Source organism: Enterocloster aldenensis (assembly GCF_003434055.1).
Lineage (GTDB): Bacteria > Bacillota > Clostridia > Lachnospirales > Lachnospiraceae > Enterocloster > Enterocloster aldenensis.
In genome coordinates, this window is the sequence record NZ_QVEX01000001.1 from 504660 (window position 1) to 517213 (window position 12554).

Here is a 12554-nt window from a genome sequence, read left to right on the forward strand (position 1 = left end):
TGCCGGCAGACCCTGACGGGCAGGTCCCGACGGACATATCCTATGAGCAGGTCCACCCGGACATAGCCTGACGGGCAGCTCCACCCAGACATAGCCGTCTGACGCCGCCCGGCGCATTTACACCGGAGGGCCCAAGTACCTGCCTGGCACGGCACTAGATTGTTAATTTTATATCAACACCTGAAAATCTACTATATTTGTACTGAAAATGCAAGTATTTAATAAGGTACAATCCTAATAATAGGTTACCACCACGGTCTTTCCCATCTCTTCTATCACACGTCCCAGCTGTTCCACCAGGTTCTGGCGGATTCCCAGGTCAAATGGCAGGCCCGGATTCTGGTATGCGCTGTTGATTGCTTTTCCCACATAGAGATGTACCTCGGTACAGTCCTCAATCAATACCTTGGCCACCATGGAGCCGCCGTTGGGCTTATCCAGTTCCTGGAAAAACTCCTCGGACACAGTCTCATTCTTCACATACCGGCGCAGCAGCTGAAGCACACGGTTCAGCGTCAGCACGCCCTCCGTAACCAGGTCCACGCCGTCCATATAAGCAATGGGCGGAATCTCCGGGTCCACATAATCCAGGGATACATCCAGCTTTTTCCCCAATACCCTGGACACAATGGTGGCGCTGGTACCGCCGCACACAATGGTCTTGGCATTGGAATCCGCCATGAAATCGTGGACCATCCGCACATCGTCCTCCGGGTTGCGGGCCGGACCGGTCATCAGATGCACCGGCTTGCTGTCGATGATGCGCATGCAGGCCACCGTTGTATCGTCCCCCGGCCTGAACTGGTATAGTTCATCGCATGCCCTGCTGATGGAGGCGGCCAGACGCATGGCGGATACAGTAAGCGGATACTGGCGCACCGCGTAATCCGCAATATCCTGCCACAGCCATCCAAAGTTTAACAGCTCGCCCACGCCTGCATGGATGGTCCCGTCACTCATGAGAATCAGGGCGTCGCCCTTCTGTACCTTGAACCTGTATTCGTTAATCTCCTTGCCCTGGATGACGCGCACATTCCTCGGTATCTCCATGAGCCTGCCGTCCCGTATGAAAATGCAGCCCGGGTTGTCATATTCCACCAGATAGGCATCACCGTTATGATACACCTGAAGGATGCTGAAGGTGGAATATGCCACCTGCCTCACCTGGCAGATTGGGAGTGTCTCACTGATGGTATCCACACATTCCTCCAGCGTGGCGCCGTTAAGAAACATGGTTCCCAGTATCTTGGAAGTCAGGGTGGACAGAATATTGGCTTTGACGCCGCTGCCCATGCCGTCGGCCAGGATCATGATGTTGGAATCCGCGGTCTGAAGCAGTTCTACCTTGTCTCCACAGAGGATTTCGGTATATTTATTCAGGCTTTTATAAGCAACATCCACTGTAATTCCCATTATCTACCTCCGCTGCCGCCTGGTTTCTTCAAATCAGCGCTGTTCAGATGGACATACCCTGTCTTCCTGCCCGCCGGAGCCGCGCTTCCAATGTGGACATAGCCCTTTTTCTGTTCCGGTGCCGCGGCATTCCCCGATATCCCGGCAGCGCCTGCTGTTCCGGCATTTCCCGCCGTCCCGGTACCGCCTGCCAGTCCGGCGCTTCCTGCCGTCCCTATGCCGCCTGCCAGCCCGGCGCTTCCTGTCATCCCGGTACTGCCTGCCAGCCCGGCGCTTCCTGCCGTCCCGGCGCCAGCCCCGGTATTCCCCGGCGTCATGACGCCGCTTAAGGGCCTTGCCCCGCTGCCAAGGTGCACGTCCGGAAGCGTTATGTCTTCCTCGCCGCCCCCATAGATGCCATCGCTGCCATCTTCCAGCAGGGAATGGCAGAGCTTGGTCAGGGTGGTCTTGGTCTCAGCCGTTGTCTCTCCTAAGAGCCCGGCTATCTCCTGGGCCACCATCATCTGTTTATGGATGATTTTCTGGGCCAGGTCAATAGTCTCCAGTTTTTTCTCATACTCTTCCTTGGCCAGTTCTTCTTCCCTGGTGATATCGATGAAAGTGGCAAGGACAGCGTTTTCTTTTTCTATGTATACAATGTTCTGTAAGGTGGAAAGGCTGTATTCCGGATAATTTACCCGCTTGCCATGGATGTTCTGATGTGTGTCAAACACCCACTGGAAATTAGCCGGGTCAATCAGTTCGTACAGGTACATCTTAAGGGCCTCGGAGCGTGTCTTGCCGAAATACTTCTCACCTACATCCGAGTACTCCAGAATGCGCATGTCATCCCCCACAATCAGCACGATGTTGGGTGAGGTTTCCATTACCAGGTTGGCCATGGATTCCGCCTTCTCATGCATGAACGGGATGCACATGCTCACCTCTGCCTTGTGCTGGAATACGGCAATGGCCTTCTCACGGCAGGTAGGGTAACCGCAGGCTCCGCAGTTCAGCTCGTCTTCCGGCTTAAACTTGTTGGTCATGCGCAGGATTTCACGTATCTGCTCTTCCGTGGGCTGTAAATCCCTGGGAGAATGGTCCTCAAACCGCTTGCCGAAATCCACGTTCTCCCACACCGGCTCCATCTGGCGCCGTGCCGCGGGCTCCCGCGCAATGCTCTCCTCCATGTCCAGCTTGACCTTAAACCTGGAAATGAATTCGTCATTTACCGTAGGTCCCTTGATACATCCGCCGGAACACATATTCATCTCAATAAAGCACCCGTTTATCTCCCCCCGCGCCATGCTCTTGCACAAATCAATGCAGTTAGCCACGCCGTGGACATAGAACTTGCGGTAACCGTCGTTTTCTTCCTCGGTTGCCAGCACCGAGTTCACCACTCCGTTGGTCACTGGGTACAGGCGGTTGACCTTGGGGTCAAATGCTGTAAATGGCCGGTCCTCACAATCCTCAATGACAATGTCCTCTTCCTCCAGCCACTTATTGATATCATTAAAATTCAGCACGGCATCGATGTAGCCTTCATGCCGCGGGTCCTTGGACTCCTTTTTCTTGGCAATGCACGGCCCCAGGAATACCACCCTTACGTCCCGTCCAAGCTCTTCCTTTAAAAGCTTCCCATGGGCAATCATAGGTGACACCACCGGCGCCAGGTACGGCACCAGCTGGGGATAATAAATCTCCACCAGGTCATTGACGCTTGGACAGCAGGTGGTAATGATGTTGTCCATCTTATGTTCCTTAAGGATTTTCGCGTATTCGGCCGTCACGAAGGCAGCGCCCTCCGAGGTTTCCCTCACATCCTCAAACCCAAGGCGCATCAGGGCTCCCCGTACCTGCCCGATTGTCTTATATTTTAAAAGTCCCATGTAAGCCGGCGCAATGGATACCACCACCCGCATGCCTTCCCGCAGGAATCCCTTCACCATATCCAGGTCGCTCCGAAGGGTCTTGGCTGACTGAGGGCATATCTTGAGACAATGTCCGCACAGTATGCACCTGTCAGGCATGATGACCGCCCGCTCATCCTTGACCTGGATGGCCTTTACATCGCAGTAGCGGACGCATTTGTAGCAGTGCTTGCACTTTGTGGCTTTGAAATCAATGATTTCCATGCCCATAATCAAAGTCTCCCTTTTATCTCATTTTCGAAAAATTCCTCGGTATCTTCCGGTTTCAATGAATAGAGTTCGCCCTCCACGGTCACACATACGCCGTGGTCACAGTTGCCTGTGCAGAATGCGCCGTTTAAATCCACCTGGTCAGACAGGCCATTCTCAGCAACCAATTTCTGAAGCTTTGCAATAATCTCCCTGGACCCTTTTAAATGACAGGCACTTCCAATACAAATCGTTACTTTCATCCCTTATTCCTCCACTATCTGCGTGTATTATGAGTTCACCCCAAACGGTATCTCCATTATCTCACATTGTGATATTTATATCAATAATATTTCTCAAATATTTTATAGAAAAGGAGGGCCTGTTGTGCTATAGTAAAGGATATTTACGAAAGGAGAGATTGTATTATGAAACGTTCTATTTCCATACTTTTAACAGCATTTCTGGGCGTCTCCCTGATACTTGGCGGATGCGGCGGATCCGGACAGGGTGCCGCAGTTAAGGACACCTCTGCCAGCGCCGCACAGACAGAAACCCCTGCCCCTGATTCCCAGGAGACCACGAGCGGGACCGAATCAGAGGAAACAGGTCCTTCACCGGCCGATGAATCCGGCAGTCCGGCTGATTCAGCCAAAGAGCTTACCGCCGGCGGATCCGGCGATGAACCGCAGCTGACCTGCCAGGCCGGAATCCGCATCGGTTCCTTAAAAGGCCCTACCTCCATGGGACTGGTGTCCCTGATGGACAAGGCGGCCAAGGGCGAAACCTCCAATGTATATGAATTTACCATGACCGGCAAGGCGGACGAGCTGGTGGGCAAGATTGCAAACGGCGACCTGGACATTGCCCTGGTACCGGCCAATGTGGCCAGCGTCCTTTACAACAAGACCCAGGGAAATGTAACGGTCCTGGACATCAACACCCTGGGCGTCCTTTATGTGGTTGCATCGGATGATTCCATCAAGTCCATGGCAGACCTTAAGGGACGGACCATTTACATGACCGGCAAGGGCACCACGCCTGAATACGTGATGAATTACCTCTTAAAGGAAAATGGCCTTGGCTCCGGCGATGTGGACCTCCAGTTTAAGTCTGAGGCCACCGAGGTCGCCTCTATCTTAAAGCAGGATTCCAGCGCCATAGGCGTACTGCCACAGCCCTTTGCCACAGCCGCCTGCATCCAGAATGAGGATTTGAAAACCGTGCTGGACCTGACGGAACAGTGGAACCTGCTGAACAAAGACAGCGGCAGCATGCTGGTAACAGGCGTCACCCTGGTGCGCAGCGATTTCCTCAGGGAGAACAGGTCTCCCATTGGGGACTTCCTGAAAGACCATGCCGAATCCGCCCGGTTCACTTCCGGACACCCTGAGGAAGCCGCTGCCCTTATCGCTGCCCAGGGCATTGTGGAGAAAGCCCCCATCGCCCAGAAGGCCCTTCCTTACTGCAATATCGTATGCCTCACAGGACAGGAGATGAAGGATGCCTTAAGCGGATACCTCTCCATCCTCATGGAACAGGATGCCAAATCCATCGGCGGACAGATGCCCGGGGATGACTTTTATTATATGCCATAGGGTGTGTTTGAAAGCCGGGTTCCGTCGACTGTGCGTTCCGCTTTGCGGAAGATTTTGTCCCGATGGGGGAGTCATGGCGGGCTGCGTTAACCGAATTGGAACCAAATATGCAGCGAAGCAGGGCGTACAGATGGCGGGAATGAATTTTCAAACAGGCCCCAGGGAGCGGCGGCCTTTAGGGGCGGATACTATATGACTGGTTGTCGGAGACATTTTTCATGAATCAAAATACCCGTATAAGAAAATACTTCATCTGGCTGTTCTGGATTGCAGTATGGCAGACAGCCAATATGCTGATACACAACAACATCATATTTGTTGGCCCGCTGGATATGGTAAAGGCCCTTCTGGAGCTTGTCCGTGACAGCTCCTTCTGGGCCTCCATCTTCAGTTCTTTCGCCAGAATAAGCCTTGGCTTTCTCGGGGCATTTGTACTCAGTATCCTGTTAGGGTGCCTGGCCTATGCATTTCCCCTTATAAGGGAACTGCTGGAGCCGGTAATGCTGTTAATCAAGTCGGTTCCCGTGGCTTCCTTTGTCATACTCGCCCTTATCTGGATCGGTTCCCATAACCTGGCCGTCTTTACGTCCTTTCTGGTCGTGGTCCCCATGATATATGTAAATACCCTGTCAGGGCTGGAACACACGGACAGGAAACTTCTGGAGATGGCCCTGGTTTTCCGGATGCCCCTGTGGAAACAGGTGCGCTATATCTATATCCCCGCCGTACTGCCCTACCTTATCAGCGGATGCCGGACCGCCCTGGGCATGAGCTGGAAATCCGGCGTGGCCGCCGAGGTAATCGGAATACCGGAAGGTTCCATCGGCGAACAGCTCTACTACTCCAAGCTTTATCTGGATACTGCCGGGCTCTTTGCCTGGACCTTTGTCATTATAATTGTCAGCGCTGTATTTGAACGCATTTTCCTGTATTTTTTAGTGAAAGTAAAACATTAGCCATATCAGACAGGGCCTGCAGGAACGCTATTTTCATACACGCGCCTATAAAATGTTTAAGGAGGCATCAATAGAATGATTGAACTCAGACATATCACAAAATCATATAATGGCCTGACTGTCCTCACGGATATCAACATGACCTTCCGGGACGGCGGCTGTTATTGCCTTATGGGCCCTTCAGGCTCCGGCAAGACCACCCTGATGCGGATTCTGATGGGGCTGGAAACGCCCGATGAGGGGACCGTGGCCGGAAACCCGGACCGGAAATCCGCCGCCATATCAGCCGTATTCCAGGAGGACAGGCTGTGTGAATCCTTCTCCCCCATGGATAATGTGATGATGTGCGTTGGCCGCTCCCTGAAAGCCTCCCGGGTCAGGCTGGAGATGGGGGAACTGCTGCCTGAGGAATGCCTGGACCGTCCCGTATCCACCTTAAGCGGCGGCATGAAGAGACGCGTCGCGGTCCTAAGGGCACTGCTCACCCCGTCCGATATTCTTATTATGGACGAGCCTTTTACCGGAATGGATGAGGGCCTGAAACACAGTGTGATTGCGTATATCAGGGAAAAAAAAGATGGGCGGATTCTGATTCTTTCCACCCACCAGGAGGAGGATGTGGCGCTGATTGGCGGGGAACTGGTACGGATAAGCAGCAGTTCTCCTGATTCCTCACAAGTCTGTAAATCCTTTGCATAAAAGCCATGCACATTTCCCATCCAGTATTTCTTTTCCATAAACTTCGGTGTGGCTTCTGTCACTCCAATATATCTGCCAGTTATTATGGATTGGCGTTAATCCGGCTGCGGATATGCAGCCTTTCTGATTTGTCCGGCTCATCCCTATTTTATCCCGGTTTTTATTGTTATGCAAAAAAATTTATGGAAAGATTGTAGCTTTTTCCCATTTTGCAATGGGCAATATGCATATATTTTTGTAAATATTATATAACATTGTTACAATAGACAACAAAAAGTTTGTACGTTATAATATTTATATTACTCACAATAGTTAATATATTCTCAGTTGTTAGCAGAAAGGAGGAGGAATGAACTTATTAGTTATAAATCCCAACACCTCAGATGCCATGACGGAAGATATCAGGAAAACCGTAGAGCGTGTAAGGGCCCCTGACACGTCTGTCACAGTTACAGGATTGGATTTCGGTCCGGAAGCCCTGGAATCGTTCTATGATTATGCCCTATCCAGTTTTGGATTATGCCGCCTTTTAAAAGTGTCCGGAAACGCGTATGACGGAATTTTAATAGCCTGCTACGGGGATCCCGGCCTATATGCGGCAAAGGAAATCTGTGATTGCCCGGTTCTTGGCATTGCAGAGACATCCATTGCCATGTCATTCCTTTTAGGAAACCGCTTTTCCATCCTGGCGGCATCTGAGAAGGCAGTCCCTATGATGGAACATATGGTGGCCCAGTATGGAATGGACCATCGGTTAGCAGGTGTTTTCCCATTAAATATGAGTGTGCTGGATGCCGAAGCTAACAGGGGAGAAACAGTAAGCCGTTTAATTGAGGAGGGAAAAAAGGCCGTTTCAAAAGGGGCTGAAGTTTTGATTTTAGGCTGTGCCGGCATGACGGGATTTGGCGGTCCGGTAAGCCAGGCACTGGGAATCCCGGTGATGGATCCTGTAGAAACATCGTTCCTGACCCTGGAGATGATGTGCAGGGGAGGGTTTAAGACATCTAAAAATGGTCTTTATAAACCCCCGGGGAAAAAGAGAATCAAAAGGGAATACTTACTTACAGAAAATATTTAATGTAAAGGAGAAGATAAGTTATGAAAAAGAAATTAATATCAATTATAAGCCTGACCCTGGCAGCCGCAATAGGTTTATCCGCCTGCTCATCCGGAAGTGCCGGCGGCACAGGCACTGCTGCCGGTAAGGATACGGCAGGCAAAACCGCCGCAAGTGAACATGCCGATTCCCAGTGGGACAACAGCGTTGCCATGATCCTGCCCGGCCTGATTACAGATGAGGCTTTCAACCAGTTTACATATGAAGGCATGGTCAAGGCAAAGGATGAATTAGGGATTAAGACGGCTTATAAGGAAAATGTAACCCAGGACGAGCAGGTAGAGGTGCTTCGCCAGTTTGCCCAGCAGGGTTATCAAATCATCATTGGCCAGGGCGGCCAGTTCGGCGAAGCCGTGTCGATTGTGGCCGGAGAATTTCCTGACCGCCAGTTTATATTCTCTGTAGGCACGGACACCTTTGATCTCCCTAACATGTCTGCCGCCACCATCAGCTACAGCCATGCCGGATTCATCGGCGGGGTTTTAGCAGGTCTGACCACCAAGAACAATAAGGTTGCCATGGTGACGGGCGAATTCTATGACACACACCGCATGATGGAAGCCAGCTTCTACAAAGGCGTGGCCTATGTCAATCCGGATATTGAGACCACCGCCATCACCACAGGCGACTGGGCGGATACCGTCAAGGCGCGGGAGGCATGCCTTGCTGTCATTGCCCAAGGTTATGATGTCCTGTTCCCCTGCCTGGATGCCGCCGGCGCAGGCGTTGCTGCCGCTGCCCAGGATTCCGGGAATGTTAAGGTAGTAGGCGCTGTTGCTGACTACGCAAAGGACTACGGTGCAAAAGACGTCACTGCGGGAAGCGTTGTGTTTGCCTGGGATGAACTGGGATACCTGGAAACCAAAGGCGAGTTATGTGACGGCAAGTCCCATGTTCTTGGCATGAAAGAAAACGGCATCCGTCCGGTCATTAATATAGAACTGACAAGTGAACAGCAGGCTGTTTATGACGCGGCAGTTGCCGACCTGCTTGCGGGCAAGATTGACATTGCTGACTAGACCTCATCTGTTTCCACTTCCCATGCTCAGGAGGGTAAATTTATTTATGAACGATAATAAGTATGCACTGCAAATGCAGGATATCACGGTGGAATTTCCAGGTGTCCTGGCAAATGATCACGTTAGTATTGATTGTAAAAAAGGCGAGGTATTAGGGCTTCTGGGGGAAAACGGCGCAGGAAAGACTACATTGATGAACGTCCTGTACGGCCTTTATCCGCCAAGCAGCGGAAAAATCCTGCTGGATGGCAGGGAGGTACAGATAGGTTCTCCCTCCGAAGCGATTTCCTACGGTGTCGGTATGGTCCACCAGCATTTCAAATTAGTGGATACCCTTTCTGTCATTGAAAATGTAATTCTCGGCATCCCAACCAAAAAACAGAAACTGGATCTGGAACCTGCCAGGCACAGACTGCTGGAATTGTGCAAGGAGTATGAGCTCTATGTGGACCCGGATGAAATTGTATGGCGTCTGCCAGTAGGCAAGCAGCAGTGGGTGGAAATCCTGAAAGCCCTGTACAGGGACTGTAAGGTCCTAGTGCTGGACGAACCCACGGCTGTCCTGACTCCCGCGGAAAGCGACCAGCTCTGCTGCGCAATCCGGCATATCACGGAAAAGGGGCGCTCTGTCATTTTCATAAGCCATAAGCTGCGTGAGGTAATCCAGATTACCGACCGTGTGACAGTCATCCGCGATGGCAGATACATCGGAACCGTGGACACAAAGGATGCGACGCAGCTGACATTTGCCCAGATGATGGTTGGACGTCCAGTTTCCATCGAACGGAAGGAACGCCCCGCCTTTGCAGACAGGGAGCCGGTTCTGGTCATGAAGGATGTGAACGCGGTTGACGACCGCGGCATCCCGGCCCTTAAGAACTTTAACCTCACCGTACATGCCGGCGAAATAGTCGGCGTTGCCGGCGTCGACGGAAACGGCCAGAGGGAGCTGGCTGAATGCATCTCCGGAATGCGTAAGCTGACCAGCGGTTCCATTACCATTCAAGGGCATCCCGTTACCGGTGTCATCGCGGACCCGTCATTCCTGGGCTTTATTCCGGAGGACCGGCAAAAAACCGGTCTGGTCATGGATTTCAGCGTTGCAGATAATTTGATTATCAAAGATTATTACAATGATCCCTTTGCCCATAAAAATATTTTAAACTATAAAATCATTAAGAATCATGCCCGGAAGATGATTAAAAAATACCGTGTCAAGACACCATCCGAGGATGTGCGTGTACGCAATCTCTCCGGTGGAAATCAGCAGAAGGTTGTCATTGCCCGCGAACTGGATCCCGAACCTGTCCTGGATCTTGTTGCGCATCCAACCCGTGGTTTGGATCTGGGCGCCGTGGACAATGTCCTTGATATCCTGTTAAAAGAGCGCAACCGTGGTGCGGCCGTCCTCTTCATTTCCGCGGAGCTTCAGGAAATCATGGCTTTAAGCGACCGTATCATTGTGCTTTTCAGCGGTGGGAGTATGGGGGATCTGGACGGTGAAACGGCAGATCAAAAGATTATTGGCCAGATGATGTTGGGACAGGTTCCGGAGGTGCAGTAGATGAAAATGTTGAATAAAACGAAAATTGTAAGGCTTCCCTTTCTGGGAGATCTGGCGGTGTCATTTGGCCGCACGGTATTCGGAATTGTACTGGGATTGATTGCCAGCGCCGTCTTAATCGGAATTTCAGGCGTTAACCCATTTGTTGCTTACGGCGCCCTCATAAGAGGAGCCTTTGGCAATGGTCAGGCCCTGAGCAATGTCCTTGTCCGCGCGTCGCCTCTTTTGCTTGGCGGTATCGGGGTTTCCCTTGGAATCAAGGCCGGTGTCTGGAATATCGGCATGGAAGGTTATATGTACCTGGGAGCCATCGGTGCTTCCCTGGCAGGTGTTTTGGAATTGGGTCTGCCGCCCATTCTTCATATCCTGCTCTGTTTCCTCTGCGCTGCCGCATTCTCCGCGGTCTGGGGAATAATTCCAGGCTATCTGCGGGCATACAAAGGGGTGAATGAGGTAACCGCAACCATCATGATGAGCTATATTGCTATTTATCTCACTAACTGGGTTGTCTCCTGCCTGCCCCTGGTTGCGGAAGTGGGCGCGTTCTATCCCATGAGCAAAAAATTTGCCCCCAGCGCCTTGCTGCCGATCCTGATGAAGGGATCCAGCCTTCATCCCGGCCCGTTTATAGCGGTCCTTCTGTGTGTTGTCTTCTATTTTATATTAAATTATACATCCTTCGGCTACCGGACCAGGATGCTGGGCGCAAATCCCAATGCCGCCAGGTATGCGGGCATTGATGCGAAAAAGCAGATCATGATTATTATCATGATTGGAGCCATCCTTGGCGGTCTGTCCGGCGCGGTCGAAGTCATGGGCCTGAAGCGGCGTGTATATATGGAATTTGTAACAGGCGTGGGCTATGAAAGCGTCGCGGTTGCCCTTCTGGCAGGCGGCAATCCTCTGGGAGTGGTATTTTCCGCGCTGTTCTTCGCCGCACTGAAAGCAGGCGGCGCGACCATGTCCATTGAAACCGGTGTTATTTCATCCATGAATTCCATCATTATTGCCATGTGCATGCTGTTCGTGATTGGCGTGGGTGTTGTTGACAGCCGCCGTTTTGCAAAGATTGTGGACAACAGCAAGGATGATGACGATACAGAAGGCAGATCCGCGTCTTCTGCCGCAAAGGAGGGGAACTAATATGGCAATTGAAATTATTATGGATTGGCTGCAGGCAACCTTGCGGTGGGCGGCGCCTCTGCTCATCGTTGCGGTTGGAGAGGTATATGCCGAGCGTTCCGGTGTGATTAATATGGGAATCGAGGGCATCATGCTTTTCGGCGCCCTTACCGGTATTGCCGCTGGCTTTTATTTGGACAGCCTGGTGCTGGCTGTCATTTTTACAATTGTAATCGGGGCTTTTATGGGGCTTATTGTTGCTTTTCTGACGGTTTCCCGGCGGACGAACCAGGTTGTGACCGGTCTGATGATTAACATGATATCCCTGGGCGCCACGGACGCGCTGTTTTCCCTGATGTCCGAAACAAGGCAGTCCCGTGTAGCCACCTTCCCAATCATTTTCCCCAAGGGCATGCAAAGCATACCGCTAATCGGTCCCCTGCTGTTTGCGCAGCCGGTAAGCACATGGGTGGCTCTGATTCTGCCTGTCTTTGCCGCTTACATCCTTTACAAGACACGGTGGGGCTTAAATGTACGGGCCGTTGGCGACAATCCCAAGGCGGCCGCTACAACGGGCCTGTCGGTTATCAGGCTGAAATACCAAACCGTGATCCTCTCCGGCATATCCGCCGCTTTGGGCGGCTGTGTACTCACATTGGGCGAGGTTGGGTATTTCTCTGCCGGCGGCATGGCAGCCGGCCGTGGATTTATCGTAATGGCTGCCTGTGTGGTAGGCGGCTGGGATCCCATCCGGACAGCGGTTGTCTGCCTGGCATTCGGAGCGGCGGACGCGGCCCAGCTCCGGTTCCAGACCACCGGTTCTGTTATTCCGTATCAGTTCCTGCAGATGCTGCCCTATATCGTTACAATTATCGCGCTGACCATCATGGTAAAACGTTCCTGCGTTCCAAAGACCTGGGGTTCGGCGTATGACCCAAAGGATGTATAAGAAATGTCACATATT

At 52.0% G+C, this 12554-nt stretch carries 13 protein-coding genes; 9 read left to right on the forward strand and 4 right to left on the reverse strand.

Annotated elements, in window-relative coordinates; all coding sequences use genetic code 11:
• Window positions 1-234: 234 nt before the first annotated feature.
• The 3 genes from DWX59_RS02275 to DWX59_RS02285 are packed head-to-tail and all read right to left on the reverse strand — an operon-like array spanning window position 235 to window position 3778.
• Window positions 235-1413, reverse strand: a complete 1179-nt coding sequence (locus tag DWX59_RS02275; protein ID WP_117555885.1) for a SpoIIE family protein phosphatase — start codon at window positions 1411-1413, stop codon at window positions 235-237.
• Window positions 1413-3536 carry a [Fe-Fe] hydrogenase large subunit C-terminal domain-containing protein gene (locus tag DWX59_RS02280; RefSeq protein ID WP_117555887.1) on the reverse strand — a complete coding sequence of 708 codons (2124 nt, stop codon included), beginning with the start codon at window positions 3534-3536 and terminating at the stop codon, window positions 1413-1415. Before DWX59_RS02280 ends, DWX59_RS02275 begins: the two co-directional genes overlap by 1 nt.
• Before the next feature lie 2 nt (window positions 3537-3538).
• Entirely contained in the window at window positions 3539-3778 is a 240-nt protein-coding gene (locus DWX59_RS02285; RefSeq protein ID WP_008719124.1) for a (2Fe-2S) ferredoxin domain-containing protein, read from the reverse strand.
• A 165-nt stretch (window positions 3779-3943) separates the two neighbouring features.
• Here DWX59_RS02285 and DWX59_RS02290 point away from each other — a divergent pair, with 165 nt between their 5' ends.
• The gene (locus tag DWX59_RS02290) at window positions 3944-5113 is read left to right on the forward strand and encodes an ABC transporter substrate-binding protein (protein ID WP_117555889.1); all 1170 of its coding nucleotides are present in this window, start codon (window positions 3944-3946) and stop codon (window positions 5111-5113) included.
• On the opposite strand, the gene DWX59_RS29725 is transcribed toward DWX59_RS02290, so the two are convergent.
• A complete protein-coding gene (locus DWX59_RS29725; RefSeq protein WP_319638825.1) occupies window positions 5046-5222 on the reverse strand; it encodes a DUF6783 domain-containing protein in 177 nt (58 codons plus the stop codon). The genes DWX59_RS02290 and DWX59_RS29725 overlap by 68 nt on opposite strands.
• Between DWX59_RS29725 and DWX59_RS29730 the strand changes: the two genes are divergently transcribed.
• The 8 genes from DWX59_RS29730 to DWX59_RS02330 all read left to right on the forward strand — a co-directional run bounded on the left by DWX59_RS29730 (window position 5142) and on the right by DWX59_RS02330 (window position 12539).
• Window positions 5142-5309: a DUF6783 domain-containing protein gene (locus DWX59_RS29730; RefSeq protein WP_319638824.1), complete on the forward strand. Its 168-nt coding sequence runs from the start codon at window positions 5142-5144 to the stop codon at window positions 5307-5309. The two genes, DWX59_RS29725 and DWX59_RS29730, sit on opposite strands and share 81 nt — an antisense overlap.
• Window positions 5310-5331: 22 nt before the next feature.
• A complete protein-coding gene (locus DWX59_RS02300) occupies window positions 5332-6069 on the forward strand; it encodes an ABC transporter permease (protein ID WP_117555891.1) in 738 nt (245 codons plus the stop codon).
• 75 nt (window positions 6070-6144) lie between these two features.
• Entirely contained in the window at window positions 6145-6768 is a 624-nt protein-coding gene (locus DWX59_RS02305; protein ID WP_117555893.1) for an ATP-binding cassette domain-containing protein, read from the forward strand.
• 349 nt (window positions 6769-7117) lie between these two features.
• Complete coding sequence (locus DWX59_RS02310; RefSeq protein WP_117555894.1) at window positions 7118-7846, forward strand: aspartate/glutamate racemase family protein; 729 nt, start codon at window positions 7118-7120, stop codon at window positions 7844-7846.
• 20 nt (window positions 7847-7866) lie between these two features.
• The gene (locus DWX59_RS02315) at window positions 7867-8904 is read left to right on the forward strand and encodes a BMP family protein (RefSeq protein WP_117555896.1); all 1038 of its coding nucleotides are present in this window, start codon (window positions 7867-7869) and stop codon (window positions 8902-8904) included.
• Window positions 8905-8950: 46 nt separating this feature from the next.
• Entirely contained in the window at window positions 8951-10468 is a 1518-nt protein-coding gene (locus DWX59_RS02320; protein ID WP_235844884.1) for an ABC transporter ATP-binding protein, read from the forward strand.
• Window positions 10469-11611, forward strand: a complete 1143-nt coding sequence (locus tag DWX59_RS02325) for an ABC transporter permease (RefSeq protein ID WP_117555900.1) — start codon at window positions 10469-10471, stop codon at window positions 11609-11611.
• Between the two features lies 1 nt (window position 11612).
• Window positions 11613-12539 carry an ABC transporter permease gene (locus DWX59_RS02330; RefSeq protein WP_117555902.1) on the forward strand — a complete coding sequence of 309 codons (927 nt, stop codon included), beginning with the start codon at window positions 11613-11615 and terminating at the stop codon, window positions 12537-12539.
• Window positions 12540-12554 lie beyond the last annotated feature (15 nt).

Bases quoted from the DNA above. Each gene is read 5' to 3' on its own strand.
- DWX59_RS02275 (WP_117555885.1), bottom strand. From the start codon at position 1,413: ATGGGAATTACAGTGGATGTTGCTTATAAAAGCCTGAATAAATATACC.
- DWX59_RS02280 (WP_117555887.1), bottom strand. From the start codon at position 3,536: ATGGGCATGGAAATCATTGATTTCAAAGCCACAAAGTGCAAGCACTGC.
- DWX59_RS02285 (WP_008719124.1), bottom strand. From the start codon at position 3,778: ATGAAAGTAACGATTTGTATTGGAAGTGCCTGTCATTTAAAAGGGTCC.
- DWX59_RS02290 (WP_117555889.1), top strand. From the start codon at position 3,944: ATGAAACGTTCTATTTCCATACTTTTAACAGCATTTCTGGGCGTCTCC.
- DWX59_RS02300 (WP_117555891.1), top strand. From the start codon at position 5,332: ATGAATCAAAATACCCGTATAAGAAAATACTTCATCTGGCTGTTCTGG.
- DWX59_RS02305 (WP_117555893.1), top strand. From the start codon at position 6,145: ATGATTGAACTCAGACATATCACAAAATCATATAATGGCCTGACTGTC.
- DWX59_RS02310 (WP_117555894.1), top strand. From the start codon at position 7,118: ATGAACTTATTAGTTATAAATCCCAACACCTCAGATGCCATGACGGAA.
- DWX59_RS02315 (WP_117555896.1), top strand. From the start codon at position 7,867: ATGAAAAAGAAATTAATATCAATTATAAGCCTGACCCTGGCAGCCGCA.
- DWX59_RS02320 (WP_235844884.1), top strand. From the start codon at position 8,951: ATGAACGATAATAAGTATGCACTGCAAATGCAGGATATCACGGTGGAA.
- DWX59_RS02325 (WP_117555900.1), top strand. From the start codon at position 10,469: ATGAAAATGTTGAATAAAACGAAAATTGTAAGGCTTCCCTTTCTGGGA.
- DWX59_RS02330 (WP_117555902.1), top strand. From the start codon at position 11,613: ATGGCAATTGAAATTATTATGGATTGGCTGCAGGCAACCTTGCGGTGG.